The sequence below is a fragment of the Cohnella lupini genome (assembly GCF_003386205.1).
GTDB lineage: Bacteria > Bacillota > Bacilli > Paenibacillales > Paenibacillaceae > Cohnella > Cohnella lupini.
This window is the reverse complement of sequence record NZ_QRDY01000001.1, coordinates 1-23679: the sequence shown is the minus strand read 5'-3', so window position 1 is coordinate 23679 and position 23679 is coordinate 1. Positions and strand designations below refer to the sequence as shown.

The 23679-nt window shown below is 50.8% G+C and carries 18 protein-coding genes; all 18 read right to left on the bottom strand.

The window, feature by feature from the left end; translation table 11 throughout:
* Positions 1-125: 125 nt before the first annotated feature.
* A complete protein-coding gene (locus tag DFP95_RS00095) occupies positions 126-1187 on the bottom strand; it encodes a Gfo/Idh/MocA family protein (RefSeq protein WP_115990462.1) in 1062 nt (353 codons plus the stop codon).
* Between the two features lie 97 nt (positions 1188-1284).
* Positions 1285-1518 (bottom strand): VOC family protein, encoded by a 234-nt coding sequence (locus tag DFP95_RS00090; protein ID WP_115990460.1) that lies wholly within the window; start codon positions 1516-1518, stop codon positions 1285-1287.
* Entirely contained in the window at positions 1470-2030 is a 561-nt protein-coding gene (locus DFP95_RS00085) for a hypothetical protein (protein WP_115990458.1), read from the bottom strand. Before DFP95_RS00085 ends, DFP95_RS00090 begins: the two co-directional genes overlap by 49 nt.
* Positions 2031-2054: 24 nt before the next feature.
* Positions 2055-2969, bottom strand: a complete 915-nt coding sequence (locus tag DFP95_RS00080) for a Kiwa anti-phage protein KwaB-like domain-containing protein (protein ID WP_115990456.1) — start codon at positions 2967-2969, stop codon at positions 2055-2057.
* Positions 2970-3033: 64 nt separating this feature from the next.
* A complete protein-coding gene (locus DFP95_RS00075; protein ID WP_245987248.1) occupies positions 3034-4116 on the bottom strand; it encodes a winged helix DNA-binding domain-containing protein in 1083 nt (360 codons plus the stop codon).
* Between the two features lie 150 nt (positions 4117-4266).
* The gene (locus tag DFP95_RS00070; protein WP_245987326.1) at positions 4267-5400 is read right to left on the bottom strand and encodes a Ger(x)C family spore germination protein; all 1134 of its coding nucleotides are present in this window, start codon (positions 5398-5400) and stop codon (positions 4267-4269) included.
* A gap of 14 nt (positions 5401-5414) precedes the next feature.
* On the bottom strand, positions 5415-6515 hold the full coding sequence (locus DFP95_RS00065) for a GerAB/ArcD/ProY family transporter (RefSeq protein ID WP_115990449.1): 1101 nt from the start codon (positions 6513-6515) through the stop codon (positions 5415-5417).
* A 17-nt stretch (positions 6516-6532) separates the two neighbouring features.
* Positions 6533-8023 carry a spore germination protein gene (locus DFP95_RS00060; protein WP_115990446.1) on the bottom strand — a complete coding sequence of 497 codons (1491 nt, stop codon included), beginning with the start codon at positions 8021-8023 and terminating at the stop codon, positions 6533-6535.
* A 177-nt stretch (positions 8024-8200) separates the two neighbouring features.
* Positions 8201-10678: a GH116 family glycosyl hydrolase gene (locus DFP95_RS00055; protein ID WP_115990444.1), complete on the bottom strand. Its 2478-nt coding sequence runs from the start codon at positions 10676-10678 to the stop codon at positions 8201-8203.
* On the bottom strand, positions 10665-11810 hold the full coding sequence (locus DFP95_RS00050; protein WP_115990442.1) for a response regulator: 1146 nt from the start codon (positions 11808-11810) through the stop codon (positions 10665-10667). The genes DFP95_RS00055 and DFP95_RS00050 overlap by 14 nt, the downstream gene beginning before the upstream one ends.
* Positions 11803-13593 carry a cache domain-containing sensor histidine kinase gene (locus DFP95_RS00045; protein ID WP_115990440.1) on the bottom strand — a complete coding sequence of 597 codons (1791 nt, stop codon included), beginning with the start codon at positions 13591-13593 and terminating at the stop codon, positions 11803-11805. The genes DFP95_RS00050 and DFP95_RS00045 overlap by 8 nt, the downstream gene beginning before the upstream one ends.
* A 4-nt stretch (positions 13594-13597) precedes the next feature.
* A complete protein-coding gene (locus DFP95_RS00040) occupies positions 13598-14680 on the bottom strand; it encodes a Gfo/Idh/MocA family protein (RefSeq protein ID WP_115990438.1) in 1083 nt (360 codons plus the stop codon).
* Between the two features lie 31 nt (positions 14681-14711).
* Positions 14712-15653, bottom strand: coding sequence for a nucleoside hydrolase (locus tag DFP95_RS00035; RefSeq protein ID WP_115990436.1), 942 nt, complete (start codon positions 15651-15653; stop codon positions 14712-14714).
* Positions 15654-15687: 34 nt separating this feature from the next.
* A complete protein-coding gene (locus DFP95_RS00030; RefSeq protein ID WP_115990434.1) occupies positions 15688-16518 on the bottom strand; it encodes a carbohydrate ABC transporter permease in 831 nt (276 codons plus the stop codon).
* A complete protein-coding gene (locus DFP95_RS00025) occupies positions 16515-17402 on the bottom strand; it encodes a carbohydrate ABC transporter permease (RefSeq protein ID WP_115990432.1) in 888 nt (295 codons plus the stop codon). The genes DFP95_RS00030 and DFP95_RS00025 overlap by 4 nt, the downstream gene beginning before the upstream one ends.
* A gap of 64 nt (positions 17403-17466) precedes the next feature.
* On the bottom strand, positions 17467-18774 hold the full coding sequence (locus tag DFP95_RS00020) for an ABC transporter substrate-binding protein (RefSeq protein WP_245987247.1): 1308 nt from the start codon (positions 18772-18774) through the stop codon (positions 17467-17469).
* Between the two features lie 232 nt (positions 18775-19006).
* On the bottom strand, positions 19007-20731 hold the full coding sequence (cysI, locus tag DFP95_RS00015; protein ID WP_115990430.1) for an assimilatory sulfite reductase (NADPH) hemoprotein subunit: 1725 nt from the start codon (positions 20729-20731) through the stop codon (positions 19007-19009).
* Positions 20732-20768: 37 nt separating this feature from the next.
* On the bottom strand, positions 20769-22607 hold the full coding sequence (locus tag DFP95_RS00010) for an assimilatory sulfite reductase (NADPH) flavoprotein subunit (RefSeq protein ID WP_115990428.1): 1839 nt from the start codon (positions 22605-22607) through the stop codon (positions 20769-20771).
* Positions 22608-23679: the final 1072 nt, after the last annotated feature.

Sequence of the window (23679 nt, the reverse complement as noted above, 5' to 3'; positions counted from 1 at the left end):
TTACATTACTCGAAAGGGAGATTCCGTTACTCCTTTCCAACGTGCATACCGATCAGGAATCAAAAAAGGTGTCAAACCTTCCGATGATCAGTCGGAAGGTTTGACACCTCAATCAATCATTAACCTTATACGGTGACGACCGAGCGAGCGAGATGCGCCCGGACGACGGTTTCCAATAGCAATTGATTCCTATAACCGTCCTCCAAGGAAGCGTACTCGGGATTCGGCGACCGATCTCCGCGAATCCGCGAGGCGAACTCCTTCCACGGGTTCAAGCCTTCTACGCCGGTTACTTCGAACGTCTCGGTAACCGTGCCGCCGTCTTCCTTCGGATACGTCCAGCTGACTTGCCGGTCGTTCAACGTGCTAACGTGGAGCGTCCCCGACTCGCCGTATAAGGTGATCTCATGCTGGTTTCCGCTGCCTAACGCATTCCGCGAAGTCTGGAAAACGCCGACGGAGCCATTCTCGAATCTGGCGTTGAAGCATGCGAAGTCGTCGACGCGGACGGAAACCGATTGTAAGGTAACCGGATCAATCCGCTCCGGCACGATGGTCTGAAGCATCGCTTGCAGCTCCGTCATGCGGGAGCCGGTCAAGTACTCCGCGATATCCATCATGTGCGAGCCCAGATCCCCAAGCGTACCCGTCCCCGTTACAGCTTCGTCGAACCTCCATAGGAACGGGGTATTCTTGACGGTCGAGCCCCAATCCTGCAAGTATTGAACGAACAGATGGTTGATTCTCCCGAGTTTACCCTGACCGATGAAATCCTTCGCGTACTGAAACGCGGGACCGTTGCGATACGAGAAGTTGATCAGCAACGGAATCGGGTTGCTCTTGTATAGCTCCAGCACTTCCTCCGCCTCGGCCAACGTCCTAGTAAGCGGTTTCTCGGCGAACAGCGGCTTACCCGCCAGCATGCAAGCTTTCAGGATCGCCACATGGGAATCGTTCGGAGTTACAGAGACGATGCCATCGACGTCCGCATCCCCGATTAATTCATCGATTGTCGGATACCGCTTATCGCCCGCGATTCCCAGCTTTTCTCCGACTTCTTCAAGTGCCCGATCGCTTACGTCGCACAAAGCAACGATCCTAGCGCCGTCTACCTTACCTAATTGCTCCATATGGAATCGAGCCATCCCGCCCAAGCCGATTACGCCGATTCGCACTTCTCTCCCCATTGTCGACAACCTTCCTTTATCAGCGAGTAGTTGAGTCTACTGTATCGATTCGAAGCTCGAAACGCTTTTCCTGCCGGGTAAAGCGAACAGAGGAAGATCATACACGAATCGGAACAAAATTACCCGTTGTATGCAACGCCGTACTTATCTTGGAGCCAACCGCATCTCTGGATTTGCCCGCCACGCAATTTACAAAAAGCGATATCGCCGGAGTAAAAGAGTAGTGCGGTCCGCCGTTCAGTGCCATGAACTGCTGGCCTTCCAGCCTGAACGTTCCGCTTACTAAGAGGAACGCCTTAGAAGGTACACTCCTTTTACGACTTTCCTGCACGAGACCGGCTCTCCGTTGTTCATCATGACCGTTAGCCTATCTTTGCTATAGTTAGTAATAATAACGTCTCCCGACGCATCCGCGTACACTTTGTAGCCGAATAGAATGAGCAGGATATTTAAATACAACAAGTCGTTGTTGACATATACGATTCCGAAGATCAGGAATAGAAAAGCGTTTACCGCCAAGCTATTCACGCTGTCGATGTTCAAAGCGGTTAGGGGGACGACGTAGGAGATCATATAGCTCAAGACGCTTTCGTTGATCGGCTTTAATCCTTGAAAGCTTCTACGTTCGTTAAGCCCTATCCATCTGAAATAACCGATCGCCGCGAACGATACGGCGAACAGAACGAGTATCGTCGCCCAAAAAGCGAGTCTGGTCGAATCGGACGCTTCCGCTTTCATGAATTCGATCGCATTCGATTCGAACCGATAATTGTTAATTCCTAGCAATACGTATAGCGGGGCATAGGATGAAATAAACAGCAGCCACTTGTATCCTTTCGTCATTTCCCCGTTCGCCTCCCTCCCGCTTTACGCCAGCTCGTCGACGCCGTATCGTTCCGTTATAAATGTCTGGTAATAGGCATCCCGAATGATCAGAGTAATATTTTGAAGTTGATTTTTGTCCTCGTACACCAACTGGCTGCCGTCTTCCGAGAACCGAATGTTCAGTTGCATCGTATGAACCAATTCTTTGATCTTCTCGAAGTTCTCGAAGCATCTGTCTACCTTCGAAGGATCCTGCAGAATCCGCGTCAGCCCTCTGATCACGCGGCCGTCGTTGATGCTATCTTCCTCGAACCTAGCGAAATTCTCGATTCTGCCGGTATCCTTGATCAAAGCTAAAGTTCGCATCGCGCTTTCCCGGTACTGAGTCTTGATATCGAATATTCTTTCCATGGACACATGATTGATAGCGATCAGCTTGCCATCGTAACCGATGATATCGACGTAGTTATCGATTCCCAGCAGCTCCGCTTCGATTTTCTGATAATCACCGGAGACGAGCTGACCGATAATTCCTTTTTTTAATTTCTTGAAATTGGTTATCCTTCTGAAGAAGTAGGCTTGCTTATCTTCGTTCAATTGAACGACTAGGCAATAGAACGTAAATTTCGATATGTCCTCGGGAGGCGCCTCCAGTAGCTTGGAATCGGTCAAGCTATCCCAAATACGCGTCAGGCTGTCAACGGAATCGTAGTCGCACACTTCCAGCACGTCCTCTAGCGATCCGATGGGATTAAACGGCATCAGCTGCTTACCCTCCAGCTCTGCCATTACGTCCAACAGAATTCCGATTAATTCTTTATTCATCGCGTTGGATGTCCCCGGCTTGTAAGAATTATATCTATTCCTATAATCTTTTATCGTAAAATATAAAGAAACCTTCCCATCCGGATTCTCGAATATTTCCCATAGCTTTTCTCTTATTCGCTCTATCACCATTCCCTTTCCCCTCCTTGTCCGACAATGAATAATTCGGGAGTGTCGCGTTCAATTCCTTTTATCGTCATTCGAAAGTTATAGAGACTAGCGGCAGCTCCATGAACCGACAGTATCGTTCCGCAGCAACAAGGATGTCCGGTTTACGTTCATCCAACGGTTCGAATAAGTTAAGCTCGATATCGATTCCCTTTTTCTTGACCGTTCTCTTCCATAAGCCGACGACCTGCCCGTCGATTACGATCGTAGGCATGAATATCCCGTTGTTGCCAGGGGTGATCCGAGGGGCGTACTCCTCTCTTAATACCGCGCCGCGATCCTTGTACCCTAGCAAATATTCGTCGAAACCCGGAAGCAGATATACGGAAGTCACGTTCGGGGCCGCGCCCGCCGTTTCCGATTCGGAGCTCCAATACTCCGCCCCGTTCGCTTTCTCCGAGACCAATCGGGACTTGACGGCCTCTACTCCGCGCCTGGCGTCCGCGAGCGTAATTCCCGCCCACCAAGCAAAATCGTGTACGGTGGCCGGCCCGTGTCCGCCATAATAACTCTCTGCAAGAGAAGCCAGAGCTTCGTCCATCGGCAATTCCTTGCCGCGAGGCACCCACTCGTCCAATAAGACGAAGGTTTGCTGTTTCCCTTCGCGCGGTCCTTGACAGATGAAAGCGGTCTGCGACAAATACCAAAGAAGATGGTATCCCCGTTGATTGGCGGTGCCGATTCCTTCATCCTCGAGCAATTGCATGAGCACGGGACGGCTAATTCGCTTGTCTCCCTGCAGGGCGTCATGGAAAATACGCCGGCTGCGCTCGATGGTTCTCTCGTCGAGTCCCAATTGCTCCTGCCTGCGTTTGCTCTGCGCTAATATTCGGGAAGCCGTTAGCTTCAACATCCACCTTGCGTCTTCCGACAGCACGAAATGAATCGTGCCGCGCATCGGCCATGTCAGCAAGATCTTGCGGTCCTCGATGCTTCGCTCGATTTCCGAGACGGTAGCGGACGGCAACCGAGTTCCGATCGCCCACAGCGCCTGATGGTAATCCTGGGCTTGCATGGCGCCGAGCTTCTTAACGACCTGCTCCGGAGTTTCGAGCTTTCGGCTTGCAATGCCTTGATGAATTAATCGCCGTAGGGCTATGCTTTCAGTCATAATCGCGCAACCTTTCGGAATCCGTCTTGCCTAATGGTAGCCTGGCGAATTCCCTTCGTTTTCCACCATGTTACCGAACGTATGTTTGAAAAACAAGCCCCTTTGTCCCGATTAATCACGATCGAAACTTGACCGAGGGCACGTTCTATTCTATTGCTCTTTTAAAGGAATTATTTTGGTCCCGGAATGGATTGCTTTTATATTCACGTTAACATGAATAGCAACCTCCGGAAAAACTTCATCCCATTCGGACTTATATTTAACCTTCCATTCTCTGCGATGCTGTTGATAAAATTTGAGCCCGATTCCCAAAAAGTCGGATTTAGTCTCTTTTTGAGCTTTTGTTATAACGGCTTCCAGTTCATCTGCCACCTTGCCTTCCAGTTCTTTTTCGCACGCGCGAAGAATTTCCGGCGTTATGGCTCCGATATTACCGTCGAGTTGGGTCATCGTAGCAGTCGCTTTCGTCGAGATGAATACTTCGGGTATCGCACGGCCCGTTTTAATTTTTATTTTCGACCTATTATCTTGAAGACTGAATACCGCGAATGCAGAATCCGCGGTGTCAGGTACGGTTATCGATACGGCCATCATTTCTTGCATTTTTTTATTCGTAATCCTTCCCAATCCTTTGCTTTCGTTCGCATCAAGCACCCCCACCTGCTTGTAACCATTAAATACAGCCATATCCGACAATTTGATCTGTCCTTCTCCATACATCTGTAATAACGGGGCGATAGGCTCAATTCCTTCTATCATGAGCCATTTATTAAAATCTCTGACCCTGACCGGGTATGAGATGCCTACATGCGTCGTAACCTTAAAAAAATCCACTAAAGATTCCCCGACCAACAGTCCCGATTTACCGACCGGCATTCTCAAAATACTTTCCGGTTTCTCCTTTGTTAAGACCAAAAATACGGATTCCCTTATATTTGGAGTAAAAAATAAATAATCCATGATTTTTTTCAATTGTTGCTTTGCCGCGCCCTCGCTGATAATGATTGTCGTAACATATCCTAAGAAAAGCTCTTCCGGTACGATGGCTTGTACATTATCGAAAGCTTCCGGCACCGTTTTCCCTATTCCTTGGACCACTTCTTTGGACTTCCCGCTTTCCTTGCCTTGTTTTCGGGTTCTTATGATCTCGTAAGTCAAAAGAAATTTTCCTTTGTCGTCGATATCGATACCGATCGCCCGTACTAGAGCCATGCCCTCGAATTCCACGTAATCCCAGCAGCCGGCGCATACGCTCAGAAGAACGGTACCTACGACTACTCGCATCCATTTCGAATATTTCATGTTTTCCTTAGTACCGCCTTTTTTCCTTTTGCGTATATCAGAATGGAAACGATGCAAAGGACTGCGGTGTAGAATGGATATGTACAATATTGCGTTACCTGGATGTAATAATAATAGGATTGGTTATACGAGCGAATATTCAAAGTTAGGATGAAAGTAACAATGGTAACGATAATAATGAGTACCTTTGAGTTTCTTTTCGTCATAGATTCCAAAGCTACCCAGCTGCTATAGAAATTTGCGGACAGCTTCAATACGGTGATACTCACATAAGTAACTAATTCAAAGATTTCCAATCCTTGAACGAATTTACCAAGCGTTATCGATGAAGCCGCGTTTAGACCCGCAAAAGAAATGGTGGAAGCTTCTTCGGGTGAAATAACGGCCGAGAATAAAAAAGATACGGCTCCCGGCATAAATACGACGGATACTAATAATCCCAAAAAAAGCGGGGTAAATTGCTTGCCGGGATGATTCAAGGATTCAACCATGACGAACATGAATAGAATAACCTCGGAATGCCCTCCGCCCGCCAACAAAACGGCTTTTATAAATGAAGGAATGTCGCTATCTAACATAGGTAAAATATTCGAAGAATCGAACTGGGATATTACGCCGATAACAAGGGATAACAATATGCCGAGCAATACGATTTCCCAAGTCGTACTTAATCTGGCGATATTCTCAATCCCGCTTCCCGCAATTAAAAATGCCAGAAAAATAATCAAAAACATAGTTGCCCACATCGGTGTATTATGCAAAACAAAGGTCTTCATGAGTCCTCCGCATAACATTAACAGCAATGACGAGAGGACAATATTTAATCCGACATAGACAAATATGACAATCGTGCTGACTATTTTCCCCGCAAACATTTCAAGTATTTGGAATAGGTTTTTACCCGGATATTTACTCGCAACCCCCAATACCCAAAGAGCAAACAAAATATTGATAACTCCGCTTAGCGACTCCGCAATCCACGCGCTTCTCCCTGCCAAACTTGTAATGTAGGAATGATAAAAAACAACTCCCCCATAAGCGCTTGCAAAGGTAAGATATATCGCTTGAAGACTTGTTATTTTTTGCTTTTGCAACATATCTTCCAATCTCCCCTTTATCCTTTGGGACCTGGCTTTCTTGTACGATCCCCCATTGCGGTTTCGTTTTCGGATAATACTTTGGGGCGTTTTCTCAATTTCCAAGCCGGAGATCTGATCAACAAATCCTTCATCTGACTAATTTCTCCGAGACCCAATGGATGGGAAATGGGTATGCCGAAGGAACGTAACGTCATCAGCCTCCATTGTAAAAAAAGAATACCGATAAGGACGCCGAAAAGTCCTAAAACGGTCGCTAATAAAATGAAAACGTAATTGGTTACTCTCGACATATTCGTAAGGCTAATCGATGGCAGCGCAAAGCTTGAAACCGCCGAGATCGCAACAATGATGATTACGACCGGGCTGACATAACCCGCTTCCACCGCCGACTGGCCTATAACGACTGCCCCAAGGAAACCGATGCTCTGACCCAAACCTTTAGGCAACCTTATTCCTGCCTCTTTAAGCACATCGATCATGAAAGTCATGAGCAACACCTCAATGACGGAAGGGAATGGCACCTCGCTTCTTCCCGCAGAGATATGAATGGCTAAATCCGGAGGCATAATGGAATGGTTGAAGGCTACAAACGACACATAGAGAGCCGATAAGGTCGAGGAAAGAAAAAAGGCGCAATATCGTACGATTCTCATGATCGAACTAAACATCCACTTTTGCGAATAATCATCGGGCGTTTGAAACTCCTGTAACACCAATAAAGGTACCAATATTACAAACGAGAAGTTATCGCATAGTATGGCTACGCGTCCTTCAGCCATATTAGCGACGGTTACGTCAACTCGTTCGGTAAGCTTGCATTGCGGCCAAAACGAAAGAGGATTATCCTCGATTAGCTCGGTTATGACGGAGATCGATCGGACGATATCGATGTCGATCCGGTTTAATCTACTGCATACCTCTTCGATAATCGGAGGTTTCGCTATGTTATTCAGCCAAACGATTCTTACTTTCGTATGCGAAGTTCTTCCTAACTCCATTTGTTTAAACATTAAGTCTAAGGAAGGCAATCTCATTCTTAACAGGTTAAAATTTTTATAGATATTGGATGTGAAAGCTTCATTTCCGCTCTGTAACGAAGGCTCGGTTTCCGATTTTTCGCCGACTTCTCGTTTAAGCAACGGTATAACCAATGCATAATCGATATCGTTAACCGTAATAGCAACATGACCCGTGAGAATCGCTTGCAAAAGGTGATCTTTATCGTTCGAACTGTAGACATTCGCAACGGAGACTACTGTTGATCGAATAATATCCATTACTTTATCTGAATTTAGATCGCTTTCCTCCGAAGTTCCGTCCTGAAGTCTTACGATTACGTTTTCGTTGATCATTTCATTTTCGATTAAATTTTCTATGTATTGAACGTTTACTTCAGCCTTCCCGCTCAAAACGGGTATATTTCTTGAAACGAAATCGGCGTCGGCGCAAAATGCAGCTGTTAAATAATCCATTAATCGCGATTCTTTTTCTTGATTATAGGACATCGACGATAAAGCCTCCTTCAGCTTCCATAAAAAGTATTTGTGGTTCGCGGTTTAAATATTCGTTCACTCCTTAAACATAAAATGGGCGTGAGTCATCAAATGAATAAAAAAACAGCCCTGATTAGGGGCTGCGACTGCAATAAATTACTTTCATTATGAGTGGCTTATTATTCCCGTTTATATCCCCTGCTTTATATGCTCGATCTCAATGTCGCCGGCTTTAACGTCTACGAACGGAATGCCGTCGCGAACGCCCGCTATGCCGTATCCGCTTGACGTGCAGAGAAAGCTGCTGAAATCGCCGGAATTATTCGGAGCTACGTGCAGCGTCCGGTCGACGGCGTCGTAACGGATGCCGCTCCAGCCTTGAATGAGGCCGTACGAAGCCATCGCGCGCGCGTACCAATGGCCGCATTCGTATTCGTCGAATGGATTCCGCGTCCTTCCGTCGTACCGGTCGCGGCAAATCCGCACGATGTCCAATCCCTCTTCGACGCAGCCGAGCGACAGCAAATGGGAAGCGACCTGATATTCGACTCCGGTCCATACTTCATTGCTGTATACGAACGGAAGCGCCAGTTGTCCGCCTCTGGGCCAAGTGCACAGAAGCAGGCCGCCCTCTTCGCCGATCGCGAAGCCGGGGCGTTGCGGATTAACATGATCGGATAAATCGCGTTTAAGATTATACTTGTATACGCTAAGCAAGTGGCTGCGGACTTTATTGCGATCCAGTATATCTCCGAGTCCGCACATTTCGGCGATCCAAGCGCCTAAGACGCCATCCGACAGGCATCCTTTTCCATACTGATATTTCGGCCCCTCTTTCTTCAGGAGCTCTATCGCTTCGGTCGAATAGTTGACGTTCCAAGCCTGCTCGTCGCTTGTCGGCGACGGCGTTCGCAGACCTTCCCATACGATTTTCTGTTCGTAATATTCGCCGTTGAACAGCACGTTGTCCAAGTAATCTTTACTCTTGAGGTATAACGGTTCATAAGAGTCGTTTTCCCCGAGAGCCTGCGCCATGAGAGAAGCCGCTTTAAGCGCGCCCGCATAGATCGAAGAACACATTCCGTCGGGTCCCCAAAATTCGATATCGTAAGTGTTGTGATGGGGCTCGGACAGAACGCCTTCCCTGTTCGGATCCCATTTCTCGATGCAATAGTCCAGACTCGCCTTGGCTTTAGGCCAAATTCCGCGAAGCCAATCCGTATTCCCGCCGATGCGCCAATCCCGGTACGTCTTCATGAGGCCGCCGAGCTGACCGTCGCTCGCCGCGTGAAATTCGTGATCCGCCGGCTGAATCGGCAACGGGACCCGGAAATTTTGATGCCCGCGCTCGTCTTGTCCCTCTTCGAACTCCGCGTCGCGAACGCCCCGCTCCAGTTCCGGGAATAAATGCGCAAGCGACTGCGCATAGTTCCACACGTGAGTACAGGTTCCGTGACAGCTTCCCCTCGTATCCTCGTTGCCTTCCCAGCCCCAAAATCTGCCGTCGGTTTGCCGCAGCACGGTAGGAGACTTCAAGATAGACAGGTTAGCAGCCGCGGCGTTCACTAGCTCGGGAGGCATCGTCGTTCCGTAGAAGCTGTCGCTAAAACGGATGCTTTCCGTTCGCAGTCGATCGTAATCGGCATACCAATAATCGGTAACCTCGGATCCGGCGGAGAACCTTCCCGCATACCAAGGTTTGTGGTATTGCTGCGCAGTCCGGTTATCGTCGGCGGCTATATGCGACGAAGCGGCGGGAACGCCGACGTTCAAGTTCGTTTCCGGCACCCACCAAGACAGCATGAGCCTCACCGTTTGCCGTTCGCCCGGCACGAGCTCCAGCGGAACGAAGAGGCTCGCGCCAGGACTAGGCTTTCCTTCCTCCGCCGGAGCTTTCTCCTGGCTGTTTCCCGCCGCGATATCGTTCCAGATCATCGTTAGCGGATCGAACCAACCGCCCCTGAACCAAGCGCAATCCGCCTTTGCCCGGGGATGATCCGTGACCGCGCTGAATGTCCCCTGTTCCCAGATCCGATTCTCGATCGCCGGCTGATCCAGCACGAATCCGCTTCCCGATCCTGATCGAACGACGCGATGATTGTCCGAGCCTTCCGCCGCCATGAAATGAGCGGAATGAAAGGAATACACGAGCTCTACCGTTCGGTCCGTATCGTTCGCGAAAGTAAATTCCAAACCGGCGACCGGCAAGCTCGATTCGTCGGCATTCAACGGGATGAACGGACTCCATCCGGTTATCGTCACGTCGACCGGAATATCGGGATCGCGCAACTCTACCGTTCCGAAAGGAAATTTCGAGCGAAAAGACGCTTCCTTAAATCGCGGCAACCCGTAATGCTTGCCGAACAAGCCGTTCCCCGGCCCGACGAAACGGTCCGAACGGTGGCTGAATATTTTCCAGGAGGGCACCGGACCTTCCAACACTTTCGCCACGTTGCCTTGTTCGCTCTTCACGCAAAGCGCGGAAAACATCATAGGCTCGTGGGTGACGTCCGGCGCGTTGCGCAACGAGAAATGGGACATCGCGCCCGTTCCTTCCAAACAGAACATGCCCGCTCCTATGCCTCCTAGAGGAAAAGCGACATGCGAATTTCGGACGCCCGAATACACGTCCCCATAAGTCCGGGTTTCGCTTTCAACTCTCTCCATTTCGCGTGTTGCCTCCCGCCGAATCCGTCAATTCCGCCGGTTTCTCCGATTTCGCGGATTCGTCTTTTTGTCTCATTTCCAATGGAGATACTCCGTAATGCTTTTTGAATATTTTATGAAAATAAGAGACGTCGTCGTAGCCTACCCGCTTCGCGATGTGCTTGATCTGGGTGTCGTCTTGCATGACCCGCGTCTTGGCGGCTTCCATCCGAAGCCGGATAATTTGCTCCATGACGTTCTCCCCGAATTGCAGCTTGTACATTTTGCTAAGGTATTCCTTGCTCAAGAAGAACCGGTGCGCCAACGTTTCCAACGATATCGAATCCGCGTAATGCTGCTGAACGTAATCGAATATTTGTTGCAGGTTCACTTTTTTGCGGTCTTTTCTTCTGCTGACGAGGCTATCCATCGCTTCGCGAAAGATCGCCGTCAAAGCTTCCGAGACATCCGCGACGACTAGCTGATTCGGTACATGGGCCAGCATGGACTTCTCGCACAGAACATCGGTAAGCTCCAAGCCCTCCATGGCCGCGAATTGCTCGAGCATCGCGAGGAATTCATGGTATACGCGAAGCCATTGCGGCGAGCTGCAATGGAAATGGGTATCCAAATACGTCAGGCATTCGGCCAGCGCGTCTTCGACCGATTTAACGGCAAACTCGTTCAAAAACGCGCTGACGTTTTTTTTGCAGTCGTTCAGCACGGCCAACATTTCGGGCGAAAGAGTCACCAGCACCTCGGAAATCTGGCGTTGGCTATGCTCCAGATCCTCCATGCATTGCTTCAGCGCTTGCGTCAGCTGCTCGGGATCCACGGGCTTCAACAAATATTCTACCGCGCCAGTACGTATCGCTTGATGCGTATACTTGAAGTCGTCGTGACCGCTCAGGACGATGATTTTCATGTTCGATTGATGCGTTTCCAAGATTCGCAGCATCTCGATGCCGTCAACGAGGGGCATCTGCATATCCGTGATGACGATATTCGGATTTTTCTCCTTGATGACGCGCAAGCCGTCCTCCCCGTTGTCCGCTTCTCCGGTTACCTCGATGTCCAAACCGGATTGGATGACGAATTGCTTGATCATTTCGCGAGTCCACGGCTCGTCTTCCACGATAACCAAATCAACCATGAGATTCCCCTCCTTGCGTCGACAGACTAGGCAATACGAGAGTGACTAGGGTTCCGCCGTGCAGCGCGCTCCGGATTTCGAGTCCGTATTCCGATCCGAACTGGGTCTTGATCCGCGCTTGAATGTTGCTTAGAGCCATGCTTTCTTTCATCTCGATGATTTCCTCGATGTTCCGGGACAGCCGTTCCTTAAGCTCAAGCTCCGTCTGCTCGGACATGCCGGTTCCGTTGTCGGATACTTCGATGTACAATTTATCCAGCTCTTGCCGGGTTGAGATGCGAATGATCCAGTTGTCTTTCAACTGCCGGAATCCGTGCTCGAAGGCGTTCTCGACGATCGGTTGCAACGACAGCGGAGGAATGAGGCAGTTGGCGGCGGCTGAATCTTCCTCCCACTCCACCGTGATTTTGTCCTTGAACCTGAACTTCTGAATGATCAAATAGTTGCGGACATGCTGGAATTCCTGCTTCAACTCGACCAAATCCCCGCCTAGCTTCATCGTATACCGCAGATTGCTGCTGATCGCCTGAATGATGTGGTAGATGTCGGGAACGTCCTTCACGACGGCCATCGCGCCGATCGACTGCAGCGTATTATGCAGAAAATGCGGATCGATTTGCGCTTGCAGCGCTTTCAGTTGCGCCGTTCTCTTCTCGATATGGATTTGATAGCGCGACTTGATGATTTGGGCGTATTTCTGCTCCAATAATCCGATTTCGTCTTTGCGGTTATGATCGATGTACAAGTCGCTGTTCGTTTCTTCCGTCCAGGTAATCGCCCTGACCAGCTTCAGAATAGGCGCAGCCGCCTTGTTCGCGATGAAGATCGAGAATACGACGGAAACGACGATCAGAACCGACACGATCCAAATGCTGAACCAAATCGTATTTCGGCCGCTTTCGGAGACGACGCTGGTCGGAATCAACTTCACGATCGTCATCTTTCCGCCCGCGAAGGGCTGATAGAACACGTAATAATCGTCGCTCTTGAAGAAACGGCCATCCGAGCCTGCCTTGATTCGCTCGGCGACGGAATTCGCGTTTACGATCTCCGTCCCGTCGTTATCGAACGGCTCGTGAGCGATGTTGCCCGTTTCGTCCAATATCAGAATCGTGCCCGAATCGTCGCTTTCCAGCGATTCGAAGATCGGATTGAACATGCTCCATTTCGCCTGAAGCGCGATGCCGCCTTGCAGGTCTCGGTCGATAAAGCGATAGATGGAACGGTACATCGTAAAATGGTCGGGATCGGTTCCGGTTAAATAGGCCGCTTTCCTGCCTCCTAGCGCGTTCCAAGGAGCTGTCGATTGCTGGCCGTATAGAATTCGCTCCTCGCCGTTTCGGACGGAGTAGGTCTTCCCCGCGTCTTTCTTGAACAACTGAATTTCGTCGAAGCTGTTCAAGTTCGACACGTATTGGGCGGACAGCTTCGCGAACAAGCTATTTTGTACCGAGAATTCCAAGGGATCGTCCGGCTTTTGCGCGGTTTCCATGAAACCCGATACGACTTGGTCGTTCATCAAGGAAAATAAAATCTGATCCAATACTTTCATTTGGTCGTCGAGAAACGCGCCGGACCACTCGATCTTGGATAGGTTGGACCCGGTAATTTCGGATTCCAGCCGATCCGCTGCGTTGTGGATGGCGACCGCGGTCAAGACGATCAACGGCAAGCAGGTCAACAACACCATGACGAGGATCAATTTTTTCTTGATGCTGCCGGAAAACGATTCGATGAACGATTGGCAAGTCGATAGCAATTTCAAGCGCAGACGATTCGACATAGGCTTATTTCAACGACTCCATGATCATTTCGAATATTCGAAGATCGTTCTTGTAATCCTCCGGCGTCGTTTTGGGCGATTTGTTCTCCGTTATGACTTCGTGCAAATATTTCAATTCGAGCGTATACGGATCGGTAAGCGTCGGCCGAATGACGGATTCCTTGTACGTCTCTCCTTCGGTTTCGCCGATGAACAGCTTCGTCGGAAGATGGCGAATATATGGCGTATCGTATTGCACTTTCACCGACTTGCGGTTGGAATATACCTCGATATGGGCGTCGAATCTTCCCTGCTGATCCATGCCGGTCTCGTAGGTAACGGAAAATCGGCCATAGTCGAAAATGGCGTTAAGAAATAGGCTGCCTTGCTGCTGTGAAACCTTGGCCCCGATTACGCCGAGCGGCATTCCCAACGCTTCCCTCATCGCCGATAGATCATGGCTCCCCAGCCCGGTAAGGAAACGGTACACGCCGAACAACGGCGAGCCCGGTTCCAATCCCGTCGCTTCGATGCTCAACCGCTCCGCCCTTGCGGCGCGGTCAGCCTTGGCTTCCTCCGGAATATCGTCGAAGGCGACCGTGCGGCTTGTCGGCCGAATGAAATAACCGTTGGGCCCGATAATATCCCTCACCCGTGCGTATGCAATATTGTCCAAGCCTCCGATTTCCTTCACCGCTTCGACGAAGGAAGCCGCATACCGCCGCATGTAACCGACCATTACGGTAACTCCGTGCCGATCCCGCTCCGCGATGATGGCGTCCGCTTCCGCGAAGGTCAGGCACATCGGCTTCTCCATGAACACGTGCTTGCCGTTGCGAATCGCTTCGATCGCGCATTCGGCGTGATATTCGTCGCTGTTTAAGATGAACACTACGTCGACGTCTTCTTGTTTCACTAGGTCGGACATATTCGTATAGAGGTTCTCGACCCTGTATTGCCGGCCGAGATGCTCGACCAACCGCGGAGAAATGTCGCATAAAGCCGTTATGCGGAATTCGTCCGGAAGGGATTCCAATACCGGCAAGTGAACGACCTGCGCCACTTCGCCGAGTCCTATCAAGCCTACGTTCAATACTTTGCGTTCCATGCTCGCACGCTCCCAACGGATGAGTTCTATTTTAACGTATCGTTTCGCTCGACGCCTTCTCCAACTTTCGGAACAGATCGTTAAAGACGGCATCGCGATTAGCGAAGGTTGCGCAGCGAATCAAATGTCTTCGCGTGTCCCTGCTCCACGTCATCCCGTCGGTCAGCACCGGGCTATGGACCAGTTCGGTCGGCACGGCGGCGGGATTCAGTAAATAAGCAACGGTGGATATGTCCCATATGACCCTCGAATAGCCGAAGTGGTCCTGATGGCAGCTTTCGAACCGCTCGGCCAGGAAATCGCCGATGATACCCTTTCCCCTTACGTAAGCGTTGATCTCCGGCAGCGTCGTAGACAAGTGCGACGAGACCCCGAGAACGGGGATGAGCACGAGCGGAACGCCGCAGTCGAGCAGCACCCGCGCGCCGAACACGTCTTGCTTCAGATTAAACTCCGTCGTATCGTTCCACCAGAGAGCGTGGCCGCCGAGCCATACAACGACGATCTTCTCGATGATGCGCGGTTCGAGCAGAATCGCGGAGGCTACGTTGGTAATCGCTCCGATGGCGACGACGTAGAGCGGATCGTCATCGGACGCCGCCATCGCTTTCGCGATCAGATCGCGAGCGGCCTCGCTGTCCACGGGTTGCTCGGGACCGGGCAAGTACTCGTCGGATCCGCGATAAACGAAGCCTTCGGAGGACTCTCCCATCCGATCCAATATACGAATGATTTCATCGTAGCTTTTTTCCATGCCGTCCTTCGGACCGTCCGAAAGCTCGTTATGGAAAGGCGCTGCGTATATGGCCCGCAATTGTATACGGTCTTTCGATAACAGCGCGTACGCCAACGCGAATTGATCGTCTATCTCGTTAAAAGCGTCGGTGTCGAGCACCATATTAATTATACCTGAATGCGGTTGCAAGCGGCGAACCCGGTCTTCCTCCCGTATTCGCAGGTAACGGTTGGACATGATGCGGCAATCTCCCTTCGGCTCTCTCATTGTATTATCCTTTAATGGCTCCGTCGGCAATCCCTTGCACGATATATTTCTGGAATACGAGATAGACGAGAATAACCGGAAGCGACGTAAGCACGAGGATGCTCAGAATATAAGACCATTCCGTCGAATACTCGCTGAAGAACGTGCTGGCCAGCAGGACGAGCGTGTAGCTTTTATAATCGGTTATCATGATCAACGGCAGCATGAAATCGTTCCACACCCACAAAATATCGAGAATAACGATCGTCATCGTGATGGGAAGGAGCAGCGGAAAAATAATGCGCGTAAATGTTTTTAGCTGACCGCACCCGTCCATCTGCGCGGATTCCTCCAACTCTCGGGGAATCGATTTGACGAACCCGTGGTACAGGAAAATCGCGAAGTTCACGCCGAGTCCGATATAGATCAAGGGCAATCGGTAGACCGAGCCTTGAATATGAAGACCGGAAGCGACCTGGATGAGCGAAAACATAATGGAATAAAAGGGAATGAGCATGGACGACAGGAACAGGAAAAAAATAAAGGCGCTGACTTTCCCGGGCGTCCGCGATAACTTGTAACCGGCGAGAGCTCCGCAAAAGATGATTCCGACGATAGATAGTATAGTAATGATGAACGTGTTGTACAGGCTGCGCAGAATATGAACTTCCGTCAAGACGTACTTATAGTTTTCCCATTGCAGCGCCTTCGGCCATGCGATTACCGACTTGAACATTTCGCCTTGCGATTTCAGCGAATTCACGACGGCCAGCACGATGGGAAACATAAAGAATATCGTTACGATAATCAGCAACAGCACGATTAACGACGAGGGAATCAGGCTCCGTTTCCTCATGCTTCTACCTCTTTCTTCTTCAGGACCGCGACTTGGGTTACCGTAATGACCAGAATGATCAAGAACAAGATCATCGCTTTGGCGGTCGCGTAACCGTAGCGCATATCCCTGGCGAAGCCTTCCTGATAGATATTGAAAGCGATGACCTCCGTGCTGTATCCCGGACCTCCGCCGGTTAGCGCGTATACGACTTCGAATATTTTGAAGGAGCCGTTTAAGGTCAAGAACGCGCAGATCGTAATCGCCGGCATGATCATCGGCAACGTGATATGAAGGAATTTACGAAACGGCGTCGCGCCGTCGATCGTCGCCGCCTCTTGCAAATCCCGGGGCACGCCCTGCAATGCCGCGATATAGATGACCATTAAATAACCGGCGCCTTGCCAGACGGATACGAGCAGGATCGATACGAACGCCATCGACGAGGATCCGAGCCACGGCTGGTCCAGAAAGTGCAGCAGCGTCTTCTCCGCGAGCTGCGGAAACGCCGTCGAGAATATGAACGTCCACATAAGCGTGCTGATATAGACGCTGAACATGTTCGGCATGAAGAACAACGTCCGGAACAGAGCTTTCGTGCGCATCCGGCTTTCAACCAGCACCGCAAGGCCAAGGCCGATTACGTTTTGCAGGATGACGATGGCCAGCACGTATTTTAGCGTATAGAATAGCGAATAAATAAACCTGGAATCTTCCGTGAACGCTTCGACGTAGTTGCTGAAGCCTACGAAATGATAACTCCGGAACAATCCGTTCCAATCGGTAAAACTGTAGTATACGCCGCCGAGAGTCGGTATTAGCAAAAAGATCACGTAAAACACGAGAGCCGGTGCCGCGAAGGCCAGCAAAGAAATCCACGGTTTCGTTTTTAGCGCTCGATACATTCCCATCCACCGCCTAACCGAGGGGAGAGCGGCAGCGCTTGCTGCTACCGCCTTCCCGCCAGATTTATTTTTGAACTTGGACCGACTTCTTCCAAGCCTTGTCGATTTCCGCGACTAATTCGTCTTGCGAGATTTGCCCGGCGAAGTACGATTGCGACATTTTACCGATCGCTTCGTTAGCCGATTGCGGGATCGATTGATCCAAGTAAGAATGTCCGCTTTCCACGTATTGATTGCCTTGCTCCGTCCAAGGGAACGTTTCGATCTGTTGATCCTTGGCCACTTTATTGAATTTCAATTGGTCGAAAAAGGCCGAAGAATCTTTGTCATCCAGAATATAATTGAGGAAATCGGTCGCTACCGCTTTGTTAGGGCTTTCCGGATACACGGACAGCGTCGTCGACACGGCTAAGTTCACCATCGTGGACTCGGGATCGTCGTTGACGGGAAGAGCTCCGAGACCGAGCTTGAAATTCGGATTGGCTTTCAGGATGCTGTCGGCATACCAAGTGCCGGTAATCAGCATCGCGGCTTCGCCGTTCGCGAATTTGGCCAAGCCGTCGTCCGCGCCGACTTCCAATGGACGTTTCGTGCCGTTGCCGTTCACCAAATCGATAATGTCGAACATGCCTTTATCCTTCAGCTCGGAGAACGAAGCCTCGCCCTTGTTCATGCGGTCCCACCAGTCCGGAGACTGCTTGGCGACGACGGATTCGAAGCTTAATTGCGTGAGCCATCCGGGAAAGCTTGCTTCCTTGTAGGCGAGCATGAAAGGCGTTTCTCCGTTGCTCTTCAAGGTTTCCACGACTTGTTTCATTTCGGACAGCGTCGTCGGCACCTTTAAGCCGTATTTATCGAACATTTCTTTGTTGTACAAGTAACTCCAAGAGAAACTCTCCATCGGAACGCCGACGACTTTGTCGTTAATCGTGACGACTTGACGAATCGTATCGATCAATTTGCCTACGAACGGTTCGCCGGAAAGATCGGGCAAATATCCGCCTTTCTCGAATATAGGACCGTCGAACGCCGCGTGGAAGGAAAAGATATCAGGAGCGTCTCCGCTCGCGAGCCGCGTCTTCAGCAAGTTCGCGTCCGACGGCACCTCCAGGTTATAAGTAACGTCGATTCCTTTCTCCGCTTTCTCTTTAGCCGCGAACTGCTTCAGATATTGATCGAATTGCTCCTTGAAGCGCCCAAGGCCCGTCAGCATCAAAGTCAGCTCCGCTTTCTTCGGCGTGTCGGTCCCGGCACCGTTGGAAGCGCTTGCGTTATTGCCCGAACTCGATGGTTCATTGTTGTTGCCTCCGCAAGCCGATACGATCCCAACCAACAGCATGATTACTAATCCGACGATCATTTGTTTTCTCAATTCCTTTACCCCCTTTAGGAATTAACGCCTTCATGTAAGCGTTATCTAACCCCATTATATTTTCCGCGTCCTTGCTTGTAATTGGACGATGTTAGTCGTTGGGACTGGAATAAATTAAGATGCCCTTCGCGCGAACGGATATGCCGTCGCTTGAAAGGGCAGATAGGAAGGATTCGATTTCATGACGAAAGCCGCCCCCCGATGGACCCGGAGGCGGCTTTCGAATGCGAGATTAAGAGTGAAAATCCAAGCCTGAACGAACTTCCTTGACGTACCCGGCTCGAATGACGAAATCGCCGAAGCGCTCGTCGTCCCGCCGCTCGTTCGCATATCGTTCGAACATCGGTTGCAGCGAATCCAAGATCTCCGTCTCGCCGATGTTTTCCTTGTACAGCTTATTCAACCGGTTCCCGCTGAATCCGCCGCCCAGATACATGTTGTATTTGCCGGGGGCTTTGCCGATAAAGGCGATTTCCGCCAAAGTCGGGCGGGCGCAGCCGTTCGGGCAGCCGGTCATGCGAATGACGATATTCTCGTCGCGCAGCCCCGCCGAATCCAGCATCGGCTCGATCTTAGTCAACAGCTCGGGAAGATAACGTTCCGATTCCGCCATCGCCAATCCGCACGTCGGGAACGCGACGCAGGCCATCGAGTTTCTGCGCAAAGCCGAATAGCTTGCGCCATCGGTGAGCCCATACGCCTTAATGAGCTCCTCGATTTTTTTCTTCTTCTGCGCGCTGACGTTGCCGATAATCAGGTTTTGATTCCCGGTCAAGCGGAAATCTCCCGTGTGCTGCTTGGCAATTTCCCGCAATCCGGTCATCAGCTTAACTTGATCATCGTCTTGTATTCTGCCGTTCTGGATGAACATAGTGAAATGCCATTTGCCGTTCGCGCCTTTCACCCAACCGTAACGATCCCCGTTATCGTCGAAACGGAAGGGACGCGCCTCCTCCAGCTTCCAACCCAAGCGATTGGTCAGCTCGCCGACAAACCAGTCGATGCCGCGATCGTCGATCGTATACTTGAAACGGGCATGCTTCCGTACGGAACGGTCGCCGTAATCGCGCTGTATCGTAACCGTCTTCTCCGCCACGTCGACCGCTTGCTCCGGCGTGCAGAATCCGATAACCTGACTGATTTGCGGATACGTCTTCGTGTCGCCGTGAGTCATTCCCATCCCGCCGCCTACCGTAACGTTAAACCCTTTCAGCTTACCGTCCTCGACGATCGCGATATACCCCAAGTCTTGCGAGTATACGTCGATATCGTTCGAAGGGGGAATCGCCATTCCGATCTTGAATTTGCGCGGCAAGTAGACATGCCCGTAGATCGGCTCCTGTTCCGCTCCGTCTTCCCTGCTATCCACGATCTTCTCGCCGTCGAGCCATAATTCATGGTACGCCCTCGTATGGGGATCCAGATGGTTGCTGATCCGGCAAGCCCATTCGTAAGCCTCCGCGTGAACTTCCGACTGATGCGGATTCGGGTTGCACATGACGTTACGATTCACGTCGCCGCAGGCCGCGAGCGTACTCAGCATCGCATCGTTGACTTCGCGTATCGTGCTCTTTAGGTTCCACTTGATAACGCCGTGAAGCTGAAAGGACTGACGTGTAGTCAACCGAATCGTTCCGCTGCCGTACTTCTGAGCGACCCGATCCATCATCAGCCATTGATCCGGCGTAACGACTCCGCCCGCGGCGCGCACGCGCAGCATGAACTGGTAAGCCGGTTCCAGCTTCTGCTTGCTCCGTTCGTTGCGCAAATCCCGATCGTCCTGCATATAGCTTCCATGAAACTTCATTAATCGGTTGTCGTCCTCGGGAATGGATCCCGTTATGGTATCCGCTAGCGTGTCCGCGAGGCTCCCGCGCAAATAATTCGTTCTGCGCTTGATTTCCTCGACGTCGCTATGCGGAGCGCTGTTCGGTGATAACAGGTTATTTTCCGACATATTACGTTTCTCCTCTCGCGGGCTTTCGATTTCTAGGTTAGTATACGTCTCTTTGGTAACGCTTCTGCTGCTGCATTCCGGACAAGTACTCCGCGGCTTCCTCCGGTGTCTTGCCGCCTTCATGCTCTATGATCATGATCAACGCGGCATGGACGTCATGCGCCATTTTCTTCTCGTCTCCGCATACGTAAACATATGCTCCTTCTTGCAGCCATCGATAGAGCTCCTTGCTCTTCTCTCTCATCCGTTGCTGCACGTAGACTTTCTTATCCGTATCGCGCGAGAACGCCACGTCCATACGGGTCAGCACGCCTTCCTTAAGCCAGCGTTGCCATTCCACTTGATAGAGGAAGTCGGTAGAGAAATGCTGATCGCCATAGAACAGCCATGATTTCCCTTCGGCTCCCGTTTCTTGCCGTTCTCCGAGGAAAGCCCTGAACGGCGCGACGCCCGTGCCCGGTCCGATCATGATGATCGGCGCGTTCGGATCTTGCGGAAGCTTGAAGTTCGCGTTCTGTTGAACGAACACCGGCAACGAGTCGCCGATTGCCGCGCGTTCAGCGAGGTGAACGGAGCAAACTCCGTAACGCTTCCTGCCGTGTGCCTCGTAATCGACTTTGCGCACCGTGAGGTGCACCTCGTCCGGATTCGCCTTCAAGCTGCTCGCGATGGAGTATAACCGTGCCGGTATTTTCCGGAGGACGGATACGAACGCTTCCGCGGGCACTCCTTTTAACGCGTAATCCCTAACCAAATCCAGTAAGTCCCTATCCCTGAGGTAATCTTTAAGCTCTTGCTCTAGCCCGGCTTTCAGCAGATCGTTCAGCCGATCAAGTCCGGTCAGCTTGGCGATTTGTCCGAGCAACGGCTTAGTCAGCACCGTAATCTCGTAATGGCGAAGCAGCGCTTCCCGCAATGGGCTCTTGCCGCCGCTCTTGCCGACCGTTACGGGCTCATTCTCGTTCCAGCCCATCTCTTCGATTAACTCATCGACGAGCTTCGGATGATTTTCCGGATACACGCCTAAGCTGTCCCCCGGCTCGTATTCAAGATTCGATCCTTCGAGCGACAGCTCGACGTGCCGGGTTTCCCTGTCCGATCCGCGACCGTTCAGGTTGAGGTTCTCGAGAATCTCCGCATGGAACGGATTCGTTCTCGAATATTCCGATTCCGCATCCGCTGCGACGTTGCCGATCGACTGAGTTGTTCCGCCCGCGACTGCTTGGCCCGACGGCGACTCGCCCAAAGAGCCTATCGCCTGATTCATCCACTCCGCCGCTTGCTCGTCGAAGTCGACGTCGCAATCGACGCGGGGAACTATACGCTTGGCACCTAGCTCCTCCAGTCGTTTATCGAAATCTTTGCCGGTCTGGCAGAAAAACTCGTAAGACGTATCTCCCAAAGCGAGCACGGAATAACGAAGCTCGTTCAACTGCGGCGCGCGCTTGCCGTGAAGAAATTCGTAGAACGCGATCGCGTTGTCGGGGGCGTCTCCTTCGCCATGGGTGCTGACCAGCAGGAGCAGGTTCTGTACTTTCTTCAAGCCGTTTACCTTGAAATCTCCCATCGAGGAAAGAGAGACTTGAAAGCCTTGTTCCTCCAGCTTCTTGGACAGCTTCGTCGCCAGTTTGTGGCAGTTGCCGGTTTGCGATCCGTATAACACGGTTACTTCCTTGGATAAAGGAGCCGCTGCGGCAACCGGATGAGCGGCAATAGAAGAATTGACGATCGCCGACGCGATCGCGGAGCTACTATTAAGAGCCGTTAGATATCCGCTCAACCAAATGCGCTGGTTATCCGTTAAGCCGGGTAATAAGCGATTGAGCAACTCTATCTGCTCTGCATGAAATGGGCTGTTCGTCACTTGCAGTTCCAACAAAATTCTCCTCTCGCGGCATAGCGTAAGTCGAATCACGCTAAAATAGGTTACTTTGAACCTAACACAGTCCCCTAGTAAAGTCACTTCTAATGAATTTATAGCATTTATCAATTAAAGTTATGGCCTTCTCGAAGTCGCTCGATATACGCAAAAAAGCGGCTTCGCCGTCCATAATTTCGAGATTGATGCATGCTCTGCTATAAGTTTTGATTAACAGTGAGTCAGCTATCAAGTTGAAATCATAGTAAGTAGAATGGTAATCATCGTTATTGGAGCTGCTGAGCACTTTTGTAATCAAAGTAGGATGAAGAACATCACTATAGATCGAATTTAGGAAAGGAAAAGAACAAACGGAGACCAATAGGAATCAAAAACATCTTTTTCCAACTTAATTTTTGATCAAGTTTCATAAATACATTGAAAAGCATCGTATTTGAAATGGATGACTCTCACCTTGGAGCCGCGAGAGATAAATAACCCGGTTTAGACGGGTTATTCGGCGAAATTGGAGCCGCGAGGGACAAATAACCCGGTCTGGACGGGTTATTCGGCGAAATTGGGACCGCGAGGGACAAATAACCCGGTCTGGACGGGTTATTGGGCGAAATAGGGACCGCGAGGGACAAATAACCCGGTCTGGACGGGTTATTCCGCGAAATTGGGACCGCGAAGGACAAATAACCCGGTCTGGACGGGTTATTGGGCGAAACAGGGACCGCGAGGGACAAATAACCCGGTCTGGACGGGTTATTGGGCGAAACAGGGACCGCGAGGAACAAATAACCCGGTCTGGACGGGTTATTCAGCGAAATTGGAGCCGCGAGGGACAAACAACCCGGTCTGGACGGGTTATTTTGGGAGGCGGGTTATTTGTGTTCAACAAGTAAAACGGCCGGCTCCAACGTCATTGAAAGTCAGTAAACGTTTGTATCAAGTTTATACTTTCTGAGTAGAGTAGAGAACTGAAATTTCATTGGAGGGCGTATGCCCTCCTTTTACTTTTCCAGCTCCCCCTGCATCAAACCGGACGTGAAGTTTTCCCTCATCCGGCTTTCCGATGTTCTTCTTC

Coding starts and splice junctions, on each gene's coding strand:
- DFP95_RS00055 (WP_115990444.1), bottom strand. CDS start 10,678: ATGGAGAGAGTTGAAAGCGAAACCCGGACTTATGGGGACGTGTATTCG.
- DFP95_RS00095 (WP_115990462.1), bottom strand. CDS start 1,187: ATGGGGAGAGAAGTGCGAATCGGCGTAATCGGCTTGGGCGGGATGGCT.
- DFP95_RS00025 (WP_115990432.1), bottom strand. CDS start 17,402: ATGTATCGAGCGCTAAAAACGAAACCGTGGATTTCTTTGCTGGCCTTC.
- DFP95_RS00060 (WP_115990446.1), bottom strand. CDS start 8,023: ATGTCCTATAATCAAGAAAAAGAATCGCGATTAATGGATTATTTAACA.
- DFP95_RS00075 (WP_245987248.1), bottom strand. CDS start 4,116: ATGACTGAAAGCATAGCCCTACGGCGATTAATTCATCAAGGCATTGCA.
- DFP95_RS00050 (WP_115990442.1), bottom strand. CDS start 11,810: ATGGTTGATTTGGTTATCGTGGAAGACGAGCCGTGGACTCGCGAAATG.
- DFP95_RS00040 (WP_115990438.1), bottom strand. CDS start 14,680: ATGGAACGCAAAGTATTGAACGTAGGCTTGATAGGACTCGGCGAAGTG.
- DFP95_RS00030 (WP_115990434.1), bottom strand. CDS start 16,518: ATGAGGAAACGGAGCCTGATTCCCTCGTCGTTAATCGTGCTGTTGCTG.
- DFP95_RS00080 (WP_115990456.1), bottom strand. CDS start 2,969: ATGGTGATAGAGCGAATAAGAGAAAAGCTATGGGAAATATTCGAGAAT.
- DFP95_RS00035 (WP_115990436.1), bottom strand. CDS start 15,653: ATGTCCAACCGTTACCTGCGAATACGGGAGGAAGACCGGGTTCGCCGC.
- DFP95_RS00045 (WP_115990440.1), bottom strand. CDS start 13,593: ATGTCGAATCGTCTGCGCTTGAAATTGCTATCGACTTGCCAATCGTTC.
- DFP95_RS00065 (WP_115990449.1), bottom strand. CDS start 6,515: ATGTTGCAAAAGCAAAAAATAACAAGTCTTCAAGCGATATATCTTACC.
- cysI (WP_115990430.1), bottom strand. CDS start 20,731: ATGTCGGAAAATAACCTGTTATCACCGAACAGCGCTCCGCATAGCGAC.
- DFP95_RS00070 (WP_245987326.1), bottom strand. CDS start 5,400: ATGCGAGTAGTCGTAGGTACCGTTCTTCTGAGCGTATGCGCCGGCTGC.
- DFP95_RS00085 (WP_115990458.1), bottom strand. CDS start 2,030: ATGACGAAAGGATACAAGTGGCTGCTGTTTATTTCATCCTATGCCCCG.